This is a genomic window from Exiguobacterium sp. SRB7LM, from assembly GCF_015712685.1.
GTDB lineage: Bacteria > Bacillota > Bacilli > Exiguobacteriales > Exiguobacteriaceae > Exiguobacterium > Exiguobacterium profundum.
The window spans coordinates 864,532-885,030 of record NZ_VWVR01000006.1; the positions used below are offsets into that span (position 1 = coordinate 864,532).

Annotated in this window: 23 protein-coding genes and 1 tRNA gene; 14 read left to right on the forward strand and 10 right to left on the reverse strand. The window is 45.8% G+C overall.

Annotated features, from left to right (window positions below):
* Window positions 1-78 precede the first annotated feature (78 nt).
* Together F3H97_RS05250 and F3H97_RS05255 are read right to left on the reverse strand one after the other, a co-directional pair.
* Window positions 79-501, reverse strand: coding sequence for an SRPBCC family protein (locus F3H97_RS05250; protein ID WP_159562372.1), 423 nt, complete (start codon window positions 499-501; stop codon window positions 79-81).
* Window positions 502-708: 207 nt separating this feature from the next.
* Window positions 709-1,572 carry a GRP family sugar transporter gene (locus tag F3H97_RS05255; protein WP_078146990.1) on the reverse strand — a complete coding sequence of 288 codons (864 nt, stop codon included), beginning with the start codon at window positions 1,570-1,572 and terminating at the stop codon, window positions 709-711.
* Between the two features lie 123 nt (window positions 1,573-1,695).
* On the opposite strand from F3H97_RS05255, the gene F3H97_RS05260 reads away from it, so the two are divergent.
* From F3H97_RS05260 to F3H97_RS05270, 3 genes are all read left to right on the forward strand, one after another.
* Window positions 1,696-1,768: transfer RNA gene (locus tag F3H97_RS05260), tRNA-Ala, on the forward strand.
* A 112-nt stretch (window positions 1,769-1,880) separates the two neighbouring features.
* Window positions 1,881-2,213, forward strand: coding sequence for a four-helix bundle copper-binding protein (locus F3H97_RS05265; RefSeq protein WP_012726406.1), 333 nt, complete (start codon window positions 1,881-1,883; stop codon window positions 2,211-2,213).
* A 61-nt stretch (window positions 2,214-2,274) separates the two neighbouring features.
* A complete protein-coding gene (locus F3H97_RS05270; protein WP_196430793.1) occupies window positions 2,275-2,841 on the forward strand; it encodes a 3'-5' exonuclease in 567 nt (188 codons plus the stop codon).
* 23 nt (window positions 2,842-2,864) lie between these two features.
* Here F3H97_RS05270 and F3H97_RS05275 read toward each other — a convergent pair whose 3' ends face one another.
* The 5 genes from F3H97_RS05275 to F3H97_RS05295 form a co-directional block, all read right to left on the reverse strand.
* Window positions 2,865-3,926: a bifunctional glycosyltransferase family 2/GtrA family protein gene (locus F3H97_RS05275; protein ID WP_196430794.1), complete on the reverse strand. Its 1,062-nt coding sequence runs from the start codon at window positions 3,924-3,926 to the stop codon at window positions 2,865-2,867.
* 90 nt (window positions 3,927-4,016) lie between these two features.
* Complete coding sequence (locus F3H97_RS05280; protein ID WP_031423558.1) at window positions 4,017-5,006, reverse strand: sodium:calcium antiporter; 990 nt, start codon at window positions 5,004-5,006, stop codon at window positions 4,017-4,019.
* A 187-nt stretch (window positions 5,007-5,193) separates the two neighbouring features.
* The gene (locus F3H97_RS05285; RefSeq protein WP_196430795.1) at window positions 5,194-6,042 is read right to left on the reverse strand and encodes an HD domain-containing protein; all 849 of its coding nucleotides are present in this window, start codon (window positions 6,040-6,042) and stop codon (window positions 5,194-5,196) included.
* Between the two features lie 100 nt (window positions 6,043-6,142).
* Window positions 6,143-6,847, reverse strand: a complete 705-nt coding sequence (locus F3H97_RS05290) for an SDR family NAD(P)-dependent oxidoreductase (protein WP_370568526.1) — start codon at window positions 6,845-6,847, stop codon at window positions 6,143-6,145.
* A gap of 39 nt (window positions 6,848-6,886) precedes the next feature.
* Complete coding sequence (locus tag F3H97_RS05295; RefSeq protein WP_196430797.1) at window positions 6,887-7,432, reverse strand: glycerol-3-phosphate responsive antiterminator; 546 nt, start codon at window positions 7,430-7,432, stop codon at window positions 6,887-6,889.
* 115 nt (window positions 7,433-7,547) lie between these two features.
* On the opposite strand from F3H97_RS05295, the gene F3H97_RS05300 reads away from it, so the two are divergent.
* Window positions 7,548-7,973 carry a GNAT family N-acetyltransferase gene (locus tag F3H97_RS05300; protein WP_159562377.1) on the forward strand — a complete coding sequence of 142 codons (426 nt, stop codon included), beginning with the start codon at window positions 7,548-7,550 and terminating at the stop codon, window positions 7,971-7,973.
* A 25-nt stretch (window positions 7,974-7,998) separates the two neighbouring features.
* Window positions 7,999-9,168, forward strand: a complete 1,170-nt coding sequence (locus tag F3H97_RS05305; protein ID WP_012726414.1) for a cation:proton antiporter — start codon at window positions 7,999-8,001, stop codon at window positions 9,166-9,168.
* Window positions 9,169-9,207: 39 nt separating this feature from the next.
* Here the strand turns inward: F3H97_RS05305 and F3H97_RS05310 are convergent, their stop codons facing one another.
* Window positions 9,208-9,825, reverse strand: a complete 618-nt coding sequence (locus tag F3H97_RS05310; protein WP_196430798.1) for a DedA family protein — start codon at window positions 9,823-9,825, stop codon at window positions 9,208-9,210.
* A 90-nt stretch (window positions 9,826-9,915) separates the two neighbouring features.
* On the opposite strand from F3H97_RS05310, the gene F3H97_RS05315 reads away from it, so the two are divergent.
* From F3H97_RS05315 to argH, 5 genes are all read left to right on the forward strand, one after another.
* Window positions 9,916-10,473: a DNA-3-methyladenine glycosylase I gene (locus tag F3H97_RS05315; RefSeq protein WP_196430799.1), complete on the forward strand. Its 558-nt coding sequence runs from the start codon at window positions 9,916-9,918 to the stop codon at window positions 10,471-10,473.
* Between the two features lie 120 nt (window positions 10,474-10,593).
* Complete coding sequence (putP, locus tag F3H97_RS05320) at window positions 10,594-12,081, forward strand: sodium/proline symporter PutP (RefSeq protein WP_196430800.1); 1,488 nt, start codon at window positions 10,594-10,596, stop codon at window positions 12,079-12,081.
* Window positions 12,082-12,194: 113 nt separating this feature from the next.
* Entirely contained in the window at window positions 12,195-13,337 is a 1,143-nt protein-coding gene (locus tag F3H97_RS05325) for a CapA family protein (RefSeq protein WP_196430801.1), read from the forward strand.
* A gap of 124 nt (window positions 13,338-13,461) precedes the next feature.
* Window positions 13,462-14,676 (forward strand): argininosuccinate synthase, encoded by a 1,215-nt coding sequence (locus F3H97_RS05330; RefSeq protein ID WP_196431842.1) that lies wholly within the window; start codon window positions 13,462-13,464, stop codon window positions 14,674-14,676.
* Window positions 14,669-16,057, forward strand: coding sequence for an argininosuccinate lyase (gene argH / locus F3H97_RS05335; protein WP_196430802.1), 1,389 nt, complete (start codon window positions 14,669-14,671; stop codon window positions 16,055-16,057). The genes F3H97_RS05330 and argH overlap by 8 nt, the downstream gene beginning before the upstream one ends.
* 39 nt (window positions 16,058-16,096) lie before the next feature.
* On the opposite strand, the gene F3H97_RS05340 is transcribed toward argH, so the two are convergent.
* Window positions 16,097-16,693, reverse strand: a complete 597-nt coding sequence (locus F3H97_RS05340; protein WP_196430803.1) for a TetR/AcrR family transcriptional regulator — start codon at window positions 16,691-16,693, stop codon at window positions 16,097-16,099.
* Between the two features lie 169 nt (window positions 16,694-16,862).
* Here F3H97_RS05340 and F3H97_RS05345 point away from each other — a divergent pair, with 169 nt between their 5' ends.
* The 4 genes from F3H97_RS05345 (at window position 16,863) to F3H97_RS05360 (ending at window position 19,563) form a co-directional block, all read left to right on the forward strand.
* Entirely contained in the window at window positions 16,863-17,681 is an 819-nt protein-coding gene (locus F3H97_RS05345; RefSeq protein ID WP_196430804.1) for a hypothetical protein, read from the forward strand.
* Between the two features lie 75 nt (window positions 17,682-17,756).
* A complete protein-coding gene (locus tag F3H97_RS05350) occupies window positions 17,757-18,698 on the forward strand; it encodes a DUF5692 family protein (RefSeq protein WP_159562383.1) in 942 nt (313 codons plus the stop codon).
* Between the two features lie 73 nt (window positions 18,699-18,771).
* Window positions 18,772-19,302, forward strand: coding sequence for a biotin transporter BioY (locus F3H97_RS05355; RefSeq protein WP_196430805.1), 531 nt, complete (start codon window positions 18,772-18,774; stop codon window positions 19,300-19,302).
* A 63-nt stretch (window positions 19,303-19,365) separates the two neighbouring features.
* The gene (locus F3H97_RS05360) at window positions 19,366-19,563 is read left to right on the forward strand and encodes a hypothetical protein (RefSeq protein WP_012726425.1); all 198 of its coding nucleotides are present in this window, start codon (window positions 19,366-19,368) and stop codon (window positions 19,561-19,563) included.
* Window positions 19,564-19,584: 21 nt separating this feature from the next.
* Here F3H97_RS05360 and F3H97_RS05365 read toward each other — a convergent pair whose 3' ends face one another.
* Complete coding sequence (locus F3H97_RS05365; protein ID WP_074036900.1) at window positions 19,585-20,433, reverse strand: sulfite exporter TauE/SafE family protein; 849 nt, start codon at window positions 20,431-20,433, stop codon at window positions 19,585-19,587.
* Window positions 20,434-20,499: the final 66 nt, after the last annotated feature.

Below are 20,499 nucleotides of genomic sequence, written 5' to 3' on the forward strand. Positions count from 1 at the left end.
TCATTTGGCCATACATGACAAACAGCAGCGTCCACTTTAATTGAAAAGGACCTGCTGTTCAAACCTTCCGTTTATCTTTTATACACTCTTCCCATTCGCATATCGAGTGAAATTGTCGAGGATCGCCTGCCAGCCTTGTCGTTGCATTTCAACCGGATTCATCGACTCCGCATCAAACACCTCGACCACTTTCGTCTGATCACCTTCTGAAGCAAATGAAATTCTGACTCTCCGTTCATCTTCCAGACGATACTGAATAAGCTCATTTACTTCAACTTCCTCATATACCCCTTCAAAATCAAAGCCCATGCTTTGATCTTTTGCTTCCATCCGACTACGAAACTTCCCACCGACCCGTAAGTCGTTCTCCGCCTCAATCGTATGCCAATCGTCAGACGCATGATTCCATTGTTTGATATGTTCAGGTTCTGTCCAGAATTTCCAGACTGTGTCGATTGGTGCATCGACGAGCGTTGATATCGTCACTACATTTGAATCCATGATTCGTTTCCCCTTTATTCTACAATTTTTGATCAATCACGAATGCGCTGCCCGTCCTATATGACAAACGCAATATGAAATTACTTCCCTATCGATCACATCTTCTCCTGCTCTCATTTCAACGATTGAAAGATACTCAAAACAAAAACCTTGAATGGCACTCAAAATCGAGTTCATTCAAGGTTCTTTTCATTTCATAATTGAAACTTAACTCTTGGCAATCCCAAGCATAAATCCAGCGACGACAATCAACCCGATTCCCATGAAAACAAAGACGCGTTCTTTTGTCGTCTTCTCTTCTTTCAAGAGATAGATCCCACCAAGTGTCGCCACGACGACGTTCAATTGGGATAAGGCGAACGAAGTCGCAATCCCCACTTCTCCGCTTGAAACGAAAAGTCCGAAGTTCCCGATTCCCCAGGCAATCCCCGCCAAGATGTTTTTGAATGTGCGTGGATCGAGTTTCTTGACGTCCTTTTCACGAAGACTGAACAGAAGTGCCGCGATGAACATCCCGACGGATTGTGGAAGAATCGCGGTGATCCCTTCTACTTCAAAGTAGTTCGTCAAGACGGCATATGTGACGTAACCAATACTCGAAACGAATAGGACGAGTAAACCCTTTTTCAACGCACCGGCACTGTCCTGATCTTTCTTCTGTTGGTAAGAAGTCATAGTCGCTCCGATGATAATCAAGACGAGCGCTGAAAACCCTAACCATAGCTCCGTCGATGTCTGCCAGTCCCCGAGTACGATGACCCCAAAGAGAGACGTCCCAACGAGTTGCATCCCCGTGCTGATTGGCATCGCTTTGGAGACGCTTAAGATTTGGAACGATTGGAACTGCAAATATTGACCGAGCGCCCAGAACGCCCCTGAGATAAATCCGGTCACGATGGCGAGTGTCGTGAACTCCGGTCGGAAGACGAGGGCAATCACTGTTGCCATGATCATCGCCCCGATGGTCGTTCCGATTAACTGCTGAATCGGTTTTCCTCCTACTTTCGACACGATGAGTGGAATACTTCCCCACATGAGTGCCGGTAAGAGTGCCAAAAGAATCATTTCCATGAAGCACACCTGCTTTCTTAATATAACGTCTAACATGAAATTCCCACGTCTCCAATTTTATAAACCTAAATTCAAAAAGGGAATTGCCATGTCGAATACTACGATGATATAATGATTTCGAACGGGGCATTAGCTCAGCTGGGAGAGCGCTACGCTGGCAGCGTAGAGGTCAGGGGTTCGAGCCCCCTATGCTCCATTAATTGGTCACATCTCGAATGAGGTGTGGCTTTTTTATTGGTATGGTGCGATTCAACCTCTTTCTGAACGGGTAATGATAGTTAGACTTTTTCATATAAGGGGGAATTTTGATGGAACGTACATCTGTAGAAGAAACATTGACGAGCGTGATCGAATGCATGCGCGCATGCAACCACTGCTTCTCAAAAAGTTTGCAAGAAGAGGATTTACACATGTTCACCGAATGCATCCGCCTGACTCGAGAATGCTCAGACATTTGTACTTTAGCTTTAAATGCCTTAGAAACAGATTCAGCCTTTTCAAAACCAATCGTTGCTTTATGCGCCCAAGTCTGTGATACGTGTGCGGTTGAATGCGGACGACATCAGCACGACCATTGTCAAGCCTGTGCCAAAGCATGTGAGCGTTGTGCGGAAGCTTGCCGAACACTTGTTGCCGCTTAAGCACGACATTCGTCTAACTTTCTGTTAGACTTTTTTTATTGCTTACGAAAGAAGGTAAACTATGAACCATACCATTCTCGCACTTGACGTGGAGACCGCTAACCGTGATAGTCGCAGCATCTGTTCTGTCGGATGGAGCATCCTTCAAAATGGTGATGTGGTCGAAACCGACCAGCGACTCGTCAATCCGGAGGAAGACTTTGATATGGGTAACATCCGCGTCCATGGCATTCGTCCGAGTGACGTGTGGGATGCACCGGCATTACCGGAAGTACTTTCCTCTCTTTACCCGATTTTACGGGAAGTGGACCTCGTCATCGCACATAACGCTTCATTTGACATGGGTGCCTTGAGAAAGGCGATTGTGAAATATGATCTATTCGATTTCCCTACAATCGAGTACGGTTGCACCGTCAAAATGTCACGTAAACTGTATCCAGGACTCCCGAACCATAAGTTGAACACGATGGCAGAACACTTGAACGTGCCGTTTATTCATCATGATGCTGCGGAAGATGCTCGCGTATGCGCGCTACTTATGCGAGACATGATGCAAAAAACCGGCATCACAAGCCCAAAAGAATTACATCGCTATACGTCCGTGAAAACAGGAACGCTCGCATATTAAACCGGTCATGAAATCATGACCGGTTATTTTTTGAAAATCCATCTCTTCTGGACATAATAACTGACGAAAAAGAGAAAACTATCGACGATTACTTTTAGGATGACCTCGCCTTGTCTGAGCAAGAGAAACAAGAGATAAACAAGGAGTGCTGAAACGGCCATTTGAAGCACGACGAGACTAAAATATTTCGGAAGAGACCGCCGCGCCTTCGAATCGAAGACTACTTTTCGATTAACGAGATAATTGAAGAGAGAGGAAATGATTCGAGCGATGACCGTCGCGATGACGACGTGAGCCGTATCGAAGTATGGGGATAATAAATAAATAAAGAGCGCATACATCCCTACGTCGACAAGGAACGAGGCGACAGAGGATAACGAATACATCAAAAACATCCGATAAATTAAAATCGAGTCGAGAATCGGTCTAAAATGGGATGAATCATTTTCATTCTCATATACGGTCTGGATGGTCGTTTGTTGAATCGGGACCTGCAATCGTTTCGTGAACGTGAGCATATTCATCTCGAACTCATATCTATTTCCAGGAATGTCAATCAGTTGTCGCGCATATCGCATCGGGATGGCTCGAAGTCCCGTCTGCGTGTCTTTTAACTTCAGCCCACTCCCAATCAACATCACGAGCCGTGTCGCCTGATTGCCGAATCGGCTCCGGAACGGAATCGCATCTCCGCTAAAATCTCGACATCCCATGATGAGATGATGTGGTTTATTCAACCCTTCCTCATAGACGTTGACGACATCTTGCGGCAAGTGCTGCCCGTCGGCATCGACCGTGATGACCCCCATTTTATCCGGATATGTGTCAACCACGTACCGTAATCCCGTCTTGATTGCGGCTCCCTTCCCTTGATTCTGTTCGTGCGTTAACACTTGGTCGACAAATGATGCAATCTTATCAAATGTGCCTACCGACGATTCGTCACTACCGTCATTGACCACAATGATGTTCGAAAACCCACTCGCCCTCAACTTCTCCACGAGTGTGACGAGTGCCTCATCAGGGTTATAGGCCGGAATCAAAATCGAATACGCTTGGCGTGTTTCCACTTCATGCATCTGCATCGCCACCCCTCCTTCAATTCCTCTATACCCGAAGCAATGAATTCGCATTCCCAATAAAAAAAACATCAGCCCTAAGGCTGATGCATGTACTCACCCGATAAAGATCAAGTAAGACGAAACGAAATAGACAACGACAACGAGTAACGAAGGAATCACATAACGTACCTTCGACGTGACATTTTGTCTTAGCACACTATACATGACGAGGATCGATAGGATGGTGATCCCGACCGCAGATACGAGGTGTGACGTCGAGACATCTGCGAGAATCGATCCATTCCGATAGAAGACATCTGACATGGCGATAATCAACATGTTGAAGATATTCGAGCCGAGAATCGAACCGAATGCCAAGTTGACATTACGTAGTTTGAGCGCCATGAACACAGCGACCGCTTCCGGGAGTGACGTCGATGCCGCAATCAAGAAGCTACCGACAAAACTAGAACCGAGTCCTGTGACAACGGCAATTTGATCACCTGTGATGGAAAGTGCTGTTCCTGCCGCCATGATTACGATTGCAGCGATGATGAATCCAAAGACCGCACGTTTCAGCGTGATCTCTTCATATTTACCGACGACCACTTCTTCTTCGACTTCATGCTCCGCGACCGGCTCTGTCGGTTGTTTCCCGATATAGTAGATTCCGATACCGTATAGAATCGCAATCAAGAGCGCGTCGACTCCGATTCCGATAAACGTCATATCGACGCGAACGATCAAAGCAATCAACGTCGTGACGGTCAAGAGTAACCCAAGTCCGGCCGTGTACAGGTGGTCCCGACTCGCATAGTTGAACAATTGCTTCTGTCGGAAGTATAGGTCGAACATCGCTAAGATAAAGATATTGAATAGGTTACTTCCGAGCATGTTTCCGATGGCGATGTCTGGGTTGTCAATCATGACAGCCGATATACTTGTTGTCACTTCCGGGAGCGAAGTCGCTCCTGCCAATAAAACCGTACCGACAAGCATCCCGCCCATTTTCGACTTTTCAGTCATGACGTCGGCGTACGTCGATAATTTGATGGCAGCGTAGACGGTGATGGCCGCAGCCAGTAAGAAATAAACAAATACCATTTTTTCTCCTCCTTGGGTAAACAAAAAAGACCTTTTTATGGACGACAAAAACGCCCATAAAAAGGTCTTGCGGACTTGTAAAAGCTCGATGGACCGAGTGCGCACGCACTGTAATGACGACCCATCGACCACGATTGTGGTCGCTACTCCCCTTTTTATCTTCCCTTTGACTATAGCATGAAGAGAACTAGTTGACAATCGAGCGACGTATGAGTGCGAGAAGTTCTTGTGGCTCGAGAGCCGTCCGATATGCGAGTTCTTGCATCCCCGCGAGCTTCTCGGGTGACAATGGCGTGGTCCAACCCGCTTCGTGAAGTCGCTGTCGGAAGCACACAATCTCTACTTCATCAATCGTATCTCGCCCGACAATCTCCTTTAACTCATATGCCGTTTGACATAGTGGTGCCGATTCTTGCAACCATTCGTCTTCGACGAAATGGGTCAGCATCGATTCAAGGAGCCTTGCCACTTTTCGATCTTTTGAATTTTTCTCGCCGTAAAACAATAGATGGAGTTCTTGTTCATACAAACCGATTAGGTCTGTCGAACTCCGAAACGGTTCAAATGCTGATAGTAATTCATGATAATACCATGATTGGTCTCGCAGCGGTCGTTTAAAACGTTGCCACACCTTCATCCCTTCCATCTCAAGATCATAACGGATGGAACGGAGATTATGTAGCTTATCCGCCACGAGAAGTGCGACTTCATCAAATTGAAGTGATTTCACCTGCTGAAGTGTCAGTCGTTTTCGTTGTTCCCACGACTCGTCACGATTTTTTTCCGAGACCGCGAGAACGAGCCTGTGCACGTCAGATCCGAATTTTGATAAGATTTCTTGTGGGTCCGTCTTCGTGTCCTCAATCAAATCATGGAGTAACCCTGCCGCCACGACCACCGGTGCTTGATGATCGGACTCAAGAAGCATGGCGACCGAGAATGGGTGTGACAAAAATGGTATGGATGAACCTTTTCGGAACTGTCCTCCGTGACGAATAGACGAAAAACGTAACGCCTCTTCTACGAGCGGGTTCATGTCGCCATCCTCCTTCTTCCGGATAAAAACTCTCCTATTCATTACCCGGAATTAGGTACATATAACCTAAAAACATCCCGAATTTAGGTATATGGTCACATTATTCTTCATAAATCATTTTTTTCGTCATTCCTCCATCGACGACAAGATTATGCCCGTTCACAAAACTGTTTTGACGATCGATCAAGTATCTCACAGCGCGGACGATATCTTCTGGTTCACCGACACGTCCCGAAGGATGTTGTTCATGATCAATCTCACGTAACGACTCATCAGACGTATGAATCCATCCTGGACTGATCGCATTCACCGTCACAGGGCGGTCGCCTAATGAGACGGCAAGTGAATGGGTCAAGCCGACGATGCCTCCTTTAGATGCACCATATGCATCCCAATGCGGTTCGTTCTGGAAAGCACGTGTCGAGGCCATGTTAACGATTCTTCCATATGACTCATCTTGATTCAGTTCTAAAAAGTATTTCGCACAACTAAATGTCCCGACTAAATTGACATCGATGACTCGTTTGAACGTGTCAATCTCAAGCTCATCAATCGGCTTGACCAGCGAAGCGATTCCTCCATTGTTGATCAATACATGGGCTCGACCAAATTCGTTGTGAATATCGTCAAAGACACGCTTAAGTTCAGACGTGTCTCCAAGGTCTACTTGATAAAAGCGTAATCCTTTAATGTCCGGATCATCTCCAATGTCTAGCCCGATTACTTCATACTGATTTACGAAAGCTTGAGCAATCGCATAACCAATTCCTTGACTAGCTCCTGTTACAATCATCACGTCTTTCATCATTCATCCCTCCTAAAAGACTGTATACCCAAATCTCGATTAGTCGGACCATAGTTTTCGATTCGAAGTCGTGATCACACTCGCTCCCGCATCAAGTGCCGCTTGGACTTCCTCCTTTGTTTCAATCAGCCCACCTGCGAAAACGGGTATTCCCGTCTTCTCCTTTACGCGTTGAATATACTTCGGCACAATACCTGGTAAGACTTCGATATAGTCCGGTTTTGAACGTTCAATGTGTTTGATACTTTTCTCTAATGAGGTGGAATCAATTAAAAATAGACGCTGTACAGTGACCACATCATTTTGCTTTGCTTTGACGATGACGTTTCCTTTCGTCGAGATGATGCCGAACGGTTTGAACGTCTGGCAGACATACTCTGTCGCATACTCGTCCGCCTTCATACCTTGAATCAAATCCATATGAATGAACACTTTTTTATCATGTTTCCCCAATAATCTGAAGATGGAGTCCAATCGACTCATATGAATCTCTAATAACACCCCTAATTCGAAATCACTCGATAAAAACCGCTCCAAATCCCGCATGTCCCGTATCGCCGGTAAGATGGATTGACCATTGATCATCAACTATTCCCCCTGTCTCTTTCTCATTATGCAGATAGCCGATTTTATAAATCAAGGTTTACTCATTCAATATATCGGGAAAATAAAATCAACTTGTGTAGAGGGGGATTTGAGTATGGTCAATGAAGTAACTGTAAAAGTCGAAACACCGACTCCAGAACAACATCAAGCGTTACGCGTGAAGGCAGGGATGCCACGACGTTCTGATCGAGGTACGGTGAAGGGGCTTCAAAATACACTGTATGGTATTTGTTTATACTTAGATGATGAGATTGTCGGAATGGGACGCGTCGTCGGTGACGGCGGGATGGTATTCCATTTAGTAGATATCGTCGTAGATCCAGAATGCCAGGGACTTGGACTCGGAAAATTAATCATGGAGCATTTGATGGAATGGATCTTACAAGAAGCCGATGAGACGGCCATCATCAGCTTAATCGCAGATATTCCAGCCGATGGATTGTATCGACAGTTCGGTTTTGATTACTCACGACCTGAATCCGTCGGAATGGAGTATCAATGGAATCAAAGAGAAAGCTAATTGGGGTCGTGAGAGGAGATGACGTATGGATGGGTTAAACATCATCGTGTTGCTCGGATTGGCGCTCACCCTCATCTCTGTCCTCAGTCTCCTGATTGAACGATTATTCTTCCCAAGTATTTTAGCGTTTATCGCAATTGGGGTCGGGGTCGGGTTTTTCTGGGATGGGAATGAAGTCTTTAAAGTCGCGGGAGAGATCGGAATCATTCTGTTATTTTTCCTACTCGGTCTGAAGTTTCCACTACGTGAACTTTGGAAGCGCATGCGGAAAGTATGGAAGGCGGGAATACTCGATATCATTCTGTCATTCGGGGTATCGTTTGGGATTGCTTTAGCATTTGGTCTCGATTTCCCTCGCGCCTTTTTAATCGGGGCCGTCTTATATGCGACGAGCTCCTCCATCTCTGCGAAACTGCTTGAGCGGCATTCCGAAAAACATGAAGATATTAAAGAGTTTGTGCTCGCATTACTCATCTTTGAGGATATTTTTGCCCCTCTCCTATTGACGGTTGCCCCTTTCATCATTCAAGAAGAACCGGTTGCGATGTCCGATATCGGCAAAGTGTTCGCAGGATTTCTGATATTTGGCGTACTCTTGTTCATTGGTTCGAGCTTCGTATCCAAACAACAAAAGTTTTCGAAGCACTTGTTGCGACAAGATGATGCGAGTATCGGTCTGATCGGACTCATTCTCTTTTTCGCAGGGATTGGGATGGTGTTTGGATTATCTGAGATTTTAGGAGCATTCATCGCCGGGATCATGCTCGCAGATATTCACGACGTGAGACCGCTGAAACGTTTGACCGTACCCGTCCGAGATTTATTTTTGCCGATCTTTTTCATCTCGTTCGGTATCTCGATCAACCTCGAGAAAGGTGTCATCGTGAATGCGCTCTTCTTCGTCTTGATTGTGTGGGGGGTATTGTCAAAATGGATTGTCGGACGTGTCGGGGGCAGAATCTATGGCTTGACGCGTGTTCAAGCCAATGAAGCCGGGTTCTCACTCGCGCCACGTGGGGAGTTCTCTATTTTATTTACCGCCCTTTCGAACGGGGCCATCAACTTGTTTGTCGGTCTCTATATTTTTGTGTCAGCCATTGTCGGAATCATTCTGTTCCGTTTCTCAGAGTACTTGGCAGAAAAAACAGAGAAAACCCTCACGAAAGTCTTACCGGACGAGAAAAAAGAAGAATAAATAGGCGGACCCATATGCTGGGTCCGCCTGCTTTGTGCATTAGTCTTTTGCTAGTTTGTTGTGCCGCTTTTTACGCCATACGATATAAATGATGACGCCGATGAGCAGCAGCCCATAGATTGCATAGGAATAGGCATCGAGGTATGAGAGGATATCTTGCCAATTCTCACCGACTTTCATCCCGATAAGGATGAGAATGGTATTCCATAAGGCTGTTCCAGCCGTACTGAGCAGTAGAAATTTCATGAATGGCATGTTCGACATCCCTGCAGGAATCGAGATCAAGCTTCGGACGACCGGCATCAAACGTCCAAAGAAGACCATCCATCCCCCGTATCGATCGAACCAGGCATCCGCCTTTTTTACATCATTCAGATCAAGTCGTAACCACTTTCCATATTTCTTCGTCCATTTTTCAATCTGCTCGACATCAAACAAGAGTCCAAGGCCGTATAATAATACGGCTCCTAATATGGCCCCGACCGTCGATGCCACGATGACGAGCGTGATGGACAAATTCGTCTTCACAGCAAAGAAACCACCAAAGAGTAAGACGACTTCAGAAGGGATCGGTGGAAACACATTCTCAATAAAAATCATGAATGCAATCCCTATGTAGCCGTACTGTTCAATCACAGAAATCATCCAGTCACTCATGTCGCTTCCTCCATTCTTCCCCTCTATACCCGTCCATTTTGCTATATAATCGCAAAGACATGCTACACTCAAAGAAAGGAGCTGATTGAAATGGAAGAAACAGTACGATGTCCTTGGTGCGGGACGGATCCATTGTACGTCTGTTACCATGACGAGGAATGGGGAAAGCCCGTTCACGATGATCAGAAGCACTTTGAATGTCTGACACTCGAAAGTGCGCAAGCAGGACTCAGTTGGATCACCATCTTAAGAAAACGTGAAAATTATCGATTGGCCTATGCCAACTTTGAGGTGCAGCAAGTTGCCAGCTTCACGGATGAGGATGTGGAAAGACTCCTCTCCGATAGCGGAATCGTACGAAATCGACGAAAAATCGAGGCGTCGATCAATAATGCGAAACAGTTCATCAAACTACAGGAAGAGTTTGGCTCATTTGATTCGTACATCTGGTCATTCGTCAACGATGCACCGATCCTGAATGCATGGAATCGTCTTGAAGATGTTCCTGCAACGACGGAACTTTCTGAACGATTGAGTAAAGACCTGAAACGACGCGGCTTTAAGTTTTTAGGACCGACAACGGTCTATGCCCACCTACAAGCGACGGGTCTCGTCAATGACCATCTCACCTCTTGCACGTTCCGCTAACTTAAGACCAGCTCTCAAAAATATCTTTACATTCCCCCTCTTGTTGTGACAATATTTTGACAAAGTGATACTCTATCACTGAAAGCGTTTTCATATTTTTTATCTTTCGGGGGGATGTTGATGAACGGAATTTTAGTGTCCATTGTCGTGTACATGGCACTGATGGTCTTGCTTGGGATCATCGCGTATCGGAGAACAAGCAGTATCGGAGATTACATGTTAGGTGGTCGGGCGCTTGGTCCCGGGGTCGCCGCTTTATCTGCCGGTGCATCAGATATGAGTGGATGGCTCTTAATGGGATTACCTGGTGCAATGTATGCGTCAGGGATTTCAAGTGGCTGGATTGTCATCGGGTTGACGATCGGCGCCTATTTGAACTGGTTATTGGTCGCACCGAGATTACGCATTTATTCATACATATCGGATGATGCGATCACAATCCCAGACTTCTTTGAGAAGCGATTTAAAGACACAAAAGGTGTGTTGCGTTCATTTTCAGCTGCTGTCACGTTAATCTTTTTCACACTGTATGCGACAAGCGGATTCGTTGCCGGCGGTCGCCTATTCAATGCCGTCTTCGACATTGAGTTTGTAACGGGAGTCGTCATTCTCGCTTCCATCATTATTCTGTACACTTTCATCGGTGGATTTTTAGCAGTAAGCTGGACAGATTTTGTTCAAGGATTGATCATGCTGTTTGCCCTTATTTTTGTACCTGCCATCGCCATTATGGCAACTGATGGTGTATCAAATGCTTTAGACACGGTACGAAATATTGATGAAGCGTTACTTGACCCGTGGACGGGGCAATCACTTATTGGAATCATTTCACTATTTGCGTGGGGGCTCGGCTATTTCGGCCAGCCACACATCATCGTCCGTTTTATGGCAATCGGAAAGCTCGAGGACATTAAGACGGCACGTCGAATCGGGATCTCATGGATGGTCTTCACCGTTGTCGGGGCGATGGCGACCGGATTGTTCGGTCTCGCCTATTACACACAACAAGGCCTCACCATCGATAATCCGGAGAACGTTTTTATCAACCTATCTGACTTATTATTCCCGGATTTGGTGACTGGTGTATTGTTGGCTGCTCTTCTCGCCGCCATCATGTCGACCATCTCCTCTCAATTGCTCGTCTCGTCGAGTGCCGCGACGACAGACTTTTATCAGAAGTTCTTCCGTAAAGAAGCGGGAGACCGTGAACTCGTCATGGTCGGTCGGATTACGGTCATTCTCGTATCCGTCATATCGATTATTCTTGCACTCGATGCAGACGACACCATCTTAAACCTTGTCGGTTATGCTTGGGCAGGATTCGGTTCATCATTTGGTCCGCTCATCTTGTTCAGTCTGTTTTGGAAGCGAACGACGCGTCAAGGTGCACTTGCTGGAATGTTGACTGGAGCCTTTGTCGTTATTCTATGGAAGAACTATGCCGCTTCTCTTTTCGGTACGTTTGGGACATTGTATGAAATGATTCCAGCATTCTTCTTGTCGGCGCTCGCCATCTATATCGTGAGTTTGATGACGCCGCCACCAAATGAGATCATTCAACGTGAGTTTTACCAAATGCAAGACATGGTCAAGGAACATATCAAATAATTCTCATGACAGGTCAAAAATGACCTGTCTTTATTAATATATGCAGGATTTTTCTTAATTATCGACGAATTTTAGGATTATCGTACGAATCTGTCGTGAAAAGGAGAATCGGGATGAAACCAATCAAGATCGTCTCTCGCCTTACCTTCCTGTCTAGCTTTGTATTATTAATCGCCTGTGGTACGACTCCGGCAACCAATCAAGAAGTACCAAAAGAAGTCGAAGAACCGATTGTCGAGGTACCTGAAGAAATGCCGCCTGCCGAACCCGAACCGATCGTCACAACGGCCTCCCTCTATGCAATCGGCGATATTCTTCTACATGATTCGGTATACAACGCAGCACGTACCGATGAAGGGTATGAATTTGATTCGGCATTCGACCAGATCTCTCCAATATTGAATCGCGCCGATATTTCAATTGCCAACCAAGAGAGCATGATTGGCGGGAGTGAAATCGGACTTTCGAGCTACCCGGCATTTAACAGTCCATATGAAATTGGTGATGCCCTACAACGGGCAGGAATCGATTTGGTCACGACAGCGAATAATCATACGCTCGACCGTGGCGTCCGAGCCATTGAAAATTCAATCGACCATTGGAATGCAATCGGAATGCCTTATACAGGCTCCTTCCTATCTGATGAGGACAAAGCGGATATTCGTACGTTGACGGCTAATGATATTTCTTTTTCCTTCCTCGCATACACTTACGGGACGAATGGAGTCGTGCCGAAGCAGCCTTATCACGTAAATTATATCGACCTTGCACAGATGCAACCAGAGATCGAGAAGGCGGAACAGTCGACTGACATGACGGTCGTCTCCCTCCATTTCGGTACGGAATATGAGCCGTTACCGAATAAGAGTCAAACTGAGCTCGCCCAATCGTTAGCAGACCTCGGAGTCGATATCATCATCGGTCACCACCCTCACGTGCTGCAACCTCCGACCATGCTAGAAGGAGTCAATGGCAATCAAACTTTTGTCATCTACTCGCTTGGTAATTTCCTTTCCGGACAACAAGGGGATGAGCGAAACACGGGGGGCATTATCGGGATTGATGTGGTCAAGACAACCGAAGATGACCAATCGACTATTGAATTGAAAAATCCGATGTTCTATCCGACTTTTGCTCAAAAATCTTCGGTCGGTCCATATGAAGTCGTCCCATTAAAAGCTGCACGTCCTGAACTTCTTATCCCTGTTAGCGACCATATGTCGCAATGGTTATCCCAACTCAAAATCGAACAATGACGACCACGAAATCACTCGTGGTCTTTTTATTTTCAAAAAAGGGTTGCCACACGACATCTTATCCCTTACACTGAGTTGTATATTTATAAATAAAGATTAATAATTATTCATAAGGGGTGTTCATATTTTGAAACAAAAACTCGTATTGGCTTACTCAGGTGGTCTTGACACATCGGTTGCGATTAAATGGTTGGACGAACAAGGTTATGATGTCATCGCCGTCTGTTTGAACGTCGGGGAAGGGAAAGACTTAGAAAAGATTCAACAAAAAGCGATGAAAGTTGGAGCGAAAAAATCTATCGTCATCGATGCGGTCGACGAGTTCGTCAACGAGTTCGCTCGCTATTCGATGCAGGCCCACACATTATATGAAGGCGTATACCCACTCGTTTCGGCACTATCTCGCCCCCTCATCTCGAAGAAATTGGTTGAGGTCGCACAAGCCGAAGGCGCCGTCGCTGTGGCTCACGGATGTACTGGGAAAGGAAATGACCAAGTGCGTTTTGAAGTATCCATTCATGCACTCGATCCTTCACTAGAAATCGTCGCACCGGTTCGGGAATGGAAATGGTCACGTGATGAAGAAATCGCGTACGCGGCGAAACATCAAATCCCTATTCCGATCGTTCAAGAAGAGCCATTTTCAATCGATCAGAACATCTGGGGACGCGCCATCGAATGCGGCATTTTGGAAGATCCTTGGGCAGCACCTCCGGCAAGCGCATATGAGTTAACAGCAGCACTGGAGGATACACCGCATGAACCGACTTTTCTTGAAATTGAATTCAAGAACGGAGTTCCGGTCGCTATTGATGGGAAGAGCCAATCGTTCACTGATATTTTAAAAGAGCTCAATATCGTTGCGGGTGCCCATGGTGTCGGGAAGATTGACCACATCGAGAACCGGGTCGTCGGTATCAAATCACGTGAGGTGTATGAGGCACCTGGCGCCATGACATTGATCACTGCGCATAAAGCTCTTGAAGCCTTGACACTCGTTCGTGAAGTGGCGCATTTTAAACCAATTGTCGAGCAAAAATTGACAGAAACGATCTACAACGGACTTTGGTATTCACCGCTCACAAAAGCACTTCTTGCCTTTATCGATGAGACACAAGCGACCGTCACAGGAACGGTTCGCATGAAATTGTTTAAAGGGCAGGCCATCGTCGACGGACGGAAGTCGCCAATTTCTCTTTATGATGAGGAACTTGCGACCTATACGTCAGCAGATACGTTCGATCAGCAAGCAGCTGTCGGATTCATCAAGTTGTGGGGTCTGCCAACAAAAGTTCAATCAGAGGTGTTGATGGAAAAGGGAGCGTTCGTCAATGAGTAAATTATGGGGAGGCCGTTTCGAGAAGACGGCGAGCGATTGGGTCGATGCATTCGGTGCATCGATTGAATTTGACGCTCAACTCGTTCTTGAGGATTTAGAGGGTAGCATGGCTCACGTGACGATGTTAGGTGACCAGGGCATCCTCTTAAAGGAAGAAGTCACTCAAATCCTTGATGGATTACAACAACTTAAGCAAAAAGCACTCGCGGATGAATTGAAATTCGAGGTGTATCACGAAGATATTCATATGAACTTAGAAGCTCTGCTTCATGAAGCGATCGGACCGGTCGCAGGGAAAATGCATACGGCACGTAGTCGAAACGATCAAGTCGCGACGGACATGCATCTTTACTTGAAAGAACGTGTGAAAGAAGTGATTCAATTGATTGAATCGCTTCAACGTGAATTGCATGCACATGCTTCAGAAAACGTAGAGACGATCATGCCAGGCTATACGCACCTCCAGCGTGCACAACCGATTTCACTGGCCCATCATTTGCTCGCCTATTTCTGGATGCTGGAGCGGGACAAGGAGCGGTTTGCGGACAGCTTGAAACGGATTGATTGGTCCCCTCTTGGCGCAGGAGCCTTAGCAGGGACAACGTTTCCGATCGACCGTTCCCGTTCAGCTGAATTACTTGGCTTCAATCGGGTTTACCCGAACAGCCTCGATGCCGTTAGCGACCGTGACTTCATTCTCGAGTTTCTTTCAAATGCATCGATGCTCATGATGCACCTCTCCCGCTTCTGTGAAGAATTGATTCTTTGGGCAAGCGAAGAATATCACTTCATCACGGTGTCCGATACGTTCTCTACCGGTTCGAGCATGATGCCACAAAAGAAAAACCCTGACATGGCCGAACTCGTCCGTGGAAAGTCGGGTCGAGTGATTGGAAACTTGATGGGCTTGTTGACGCTCATGAAAGGACTTCCGCTCGCTTACAACAAAGATTTACAGGAAGATAAAGAAGGAATGTTTGACACGGTCAAGACCGTTCAAGGCTCACTCAGTATCATGGCGGGGATGATGAATGAATTGACGTTCCACCCGGACGTCATGAAACAAGCGACCGAGCGTGATTTTTCTAATGCGACCGAACTCGCCGATTATTTGACGGCAAAAGGGTTACCGTTCCGTGAGGCACACGAGGTGACTGGTAAACTCGTCAAATATTGCGTGGATGAGCGATTGTATTTATGCGAGCTTCCAATCACGGTGTTCCAAACGTACTCTGAATTGATTCAAGAGGATGTGTATCATGCCTTGACCCCTGAACAGGCAGTCGCACGTCGAAACAGTTACGGCGGAACAGGATTCGATGCCGTCCGTGAACAGTTGAAAGAAGCTTCGGCATGCATGAGCACGATGACCTATTCTTAATCATCTTGAACCCGTCACGTTAATCTGTGACGGGTCTATTTATTTATCCTGTTCATTCAAACGTTCAACGAAAGAAGGAAGACCTTTTTCTAGTAGAAGATCGAATACCTCCATCATCTCATCAATGGAATTTTCATTGACGTCTAGTAGATATTGCAAGACGACCCCATCGACTGCCGCAATCAGCCATGAACTGAACGCATTGTTTAGACGAGTGTTTTCTAATCCGTACAAATGAATCAGGATTTGTTCGATTTGTTTTGTCCATTCTGCATATTTGTCTTTTAATTTCAGTTGTGCCTCCATGTTCCCGAGTAACACTTCATGAGCAAAATGATACTGCAGACGGTTCTCTGCATCTTTATGAAACCGTTCCGCCGTATTTCGTGCAATCTCCATTTTGATGCGTTCTTTAGAATACGAATCGCCCGTCATTTCTTTTGCGATTTGAGAGGAAACAGACAAGCTCTCATTCATTAAATCGTATAATAAATCCTCTTTATTTTTGTAATGATGATAGATGGCTCCTGTCGTCATATTCGCCTCGATTGCAATCGCTCTGACTGTTGCCCCGTTCACCCCACTTCGAATAATGACCGTTCTGGCTGCATCTAGAATTTTATTTTTACCGTCCACTATTATTCTCCCCTTTCGAGTCCACTTTAGAATAACATAGCTCTACCAATGCGAGTGCTCAGGACTAAATTTTGTGAAATAATTCACATTGACTAAATAGGATTGTCCGCCTATACTAAAAACATAACAAACGTTATGTTTGTTAAATTCAAATGAGAAGGTGAATGGAATGAACGTTTGGCCGCATGTAATCTCGATGCCACTCTATTTAGGTTTATTATTAGGAATCATCGTTTTTTTCAGAAAGCACTATAAACTGTCCGCCTACTTTTGGCTCGCTTCGTTATTGACCATCCCACTATGGATGATGGGGAATGTTGATGGCTGGTTTCGTTGGGCAAAAATTGTAAGCGTTATCATCCCAACGATTATCGTTGGTTTCTCTCGAATCGCCATTTACGAGAACAAGAAAGGACGAATTTGGGACTTTTTAAAGCGTGACGAATTTTTATGGTTCTTCTACGCCATATTGTTTTTAAATATCGCAGAAGCCACGATTAAAGATGTGACACTCGGCAACTACTTTAATGCCGCCTGTGGATTTTTACTCTGTGTGACGATTCCTTTCGCACCGACTTTTTGGAAGTTTGCGAAAGAAGGATACGCGGATCTCGTAGCCTATACGACCGGGTCATGGAATTTTATCTACACGTCATGGAACGCATGTTTCGTCTATGCAGAATCTCCAACTTATTTTGCCAGCTCGCTCTGCATCTTGCTTGCGGCAGAACTGTATCCAGTCATCAAAGGACGACCAGAGCTTTACATTACCGCTCGTATTTACACGCTTGCAGCCCATTTATTGATTCGCGCATGCTATGACATCTTCCCGCAAGTCATGAACTCTTCGACCTGGTTCAACCCGGAGGTATTGAAATCATGGGGAATGATTAATTTTGTGATCATCGTCCCTTACGTCTTCTGGCATATGTGGCAACTTCATCACAATAAGGCCATCATCAGCTTCAAGAGAGCCAAAGTATCATGATGGAATCGAATATATGAACGTATGAGTAAGATTGCTCAATAGTGAACAAGTAACTGATGTAAGGAGGAGATTTGAGTGGGAATTCTGTATGAACGAATCGATCTCGTCGGATGGGGAATTGGGTTATTTGTCTTGTTTAGCTTGATGGCTTTCAATGAATTCAGTCGCACGACTAAGTGGGGAGGAATAACGTTATTCTTGATTGTACCGACTATACTGACCCTTTTTGTTTGGCCGACAACCGCAGCTCCAGGGAATGAATATGGAACGGGTACTTGGTTCAACTGGGTGAAAACATATTCTGCACTCGCCGGCTGTCTCGGTTTCATGATTATTCGTTACCGCCCCTCGCTATTACGAAAGAAATGGGTCTTATTCTTTCCACCTGGGATTTTGGCATTAAACATTTTAGAAGCCTGTATCCGAGACTTTCAAGTATACTTCTTTAACGTTCCCGATGGTGCTTATATCGATCACCTTTGGGTCATGTCCGGACCTTGGAATCTAATGAACGGTTTTGCCGGATTATTGAACATCATCGCCATCTGCGGATGGATTGGAATCAATATTTCGAAAGATCAATCAAAAGATATGATTTGGCCTGATATGATTTGGCCATGGATCATCGCCTATGATTTATGGAATTTTGCTTACGTTTATAATTGTATCTCTGACCATTCGTTTTATGCAGGATTGATTCTGCTCCTTTCATGTACCATTCCTTCTTTCTTTATTAAAAAAGGGGCTTGGTTACAACATCGTGCCCACACGTTGGCTTTATGGATTATGTTTGTCATGACAGTTCCCGCGTTCGCCGACCGATTAGCTCCCGTACCGTCGACACATGACCCGAGAGCCTTCTTTATCGTCAGTCTACTCTCCCTCTTATTCAACGCGGCGCTTGTCTCCTATCAATTTTATCGGATCCGTCAACGACATCTTCATCCACTCAAGGATGAACTTTATGTTGAAACGAAGGCATATCAGACAGCTTTGAGTCAAAATGGGCTGTCTTGAAATAATTCTTGCCAACCCCTTTTCAACATGTTAACTTTTATATTGTTAACGTTAACTGAAAAGGGGTTTACATATGAAGATTCAAGATATGACTCAAATCGCCTTCGGCGCGGCACTCATCGCAAGTATTGGTTTCATCGAAATACCGATTGGACCCGTTCCAATCACCCTTCAAACACTCGCCATCATGACCATCGCCGGTGTATTCGGTGCAAGGAAAGGATTTTTGGCAGTCATCGTGTATCTCTTGCTCGGCTTGATTGGACTTCCAGTACTGAGTGGTCAAGGAGGTCTCGCACCGTTTGTAGGACCAACTGTCGGATATTTAATCGCCTTTCCGATTGCAGCGCTCTTCATTGGCTGGTTCAGTGAACGCTACCGCTCCATCCCTGCATTGATTGGCTATAACTTTTTATTCGGTCTAGGGCTCGTCTACTTACTCGGAAGTATCGGACTTGAGATCGTTCTCGGTATGTCGTTCATTGATGCGCTCAAAGTAAATATTCCATTCTTCTTTGGTGACGCTTTGAAAGCCGTGCTTGCTGCCATATTAGCCGTGAAAATTTCTCAGAACGTTCAAGTCCGTCGTTCCCTCGCCTCTTAAAGGTTCGAACGTTTCACCCGTTTCCATCTGTGGAATAACTGTAGTATGGAAGGGGGTGTCCCGATGAGCGACTCGACGTTTAAAAAACGCTTACAGAAAGCGACCCACTTTTACCAACGCTCTGACAAAGGGCAGCGTCAAGGAATCGATAAGTCGTCTCATGAGAAACGTGACACAGATGCGTTTGAGCGAAGACTCCGTGAGGCTAAAGCGAAAGTTGGCGAGATTCAAGAAAACATTGACCATATTGCTAGACGTTAAAACCCCGTCCGAAGACGGGGTTTATTTTTTGCGTGGTCGAATGAGGAGGGTGACGATGAACAGAAGCGCTAATGTGACGAGAAGTGCAAGTGATGCCGTATTCCACCCTATCAAATTCAACCCTACACTGATGGCGACCGTGATATAAAATCCACCGAGCGCTTTTTTGACATGCTGCGAGCTGAAACGTTGTAGCTGTTTCGCCCCAAATGGCGATCCGATCATGGCACCAGCAATCAGAGCAAGACCGTGCAGATAATTCGTTTCAGCACCCGCCACCGCGTAACTGATGACACCGGATACGACGATGAGAAGCGCTGCCGTAATACTCGTTCCGACCGCACGCTTCATCTCTGTGTTCAACAACTTGACCTGAAGAGGAGTCAAGACGAATCCACCGCTTACTCCCATCAACGAGGAGATGAATCCCGCGAACACACCGATGATCCCAAGGCGTGGTACAGAGTCCGTTCCGACGCTTCCTTCCACATGCTGTTTCGAACGAAAGAAAGAAACCGCAAAATATGTGAGTAATGCGATATAGACTAGTGAAATGATGAGTGTCGCCCCATCGACCCCTTCTAAATAAAAGACAAGCGGTGTGGCAATCCAGGTCCCGACAATCCCGAACACACCGATCCATAATGCGTGCGACACGTTCACGTTCCGCAAACGGATATGCGAGATCGTTCCTGCCGTCGTTGATCCGAGCGTCAACATGAGGCTAAGGGCAATCGCCGCACTCGCTTCATACCCGAAGACAAGGAGAAGTGGTGTCAGTAAGATTCCACCACCAATCCCAAAGAATCCACTCAAGATTCCGATTAGCGTACCTAAAAGGAGAAATTGTAATACTTGTAAAACGTCCATGTTGTACCCTTCTTTCATTGGTCTCGTCTGCAATCATATCAAAAAGGGGCGTCAAATGCGCCCCTT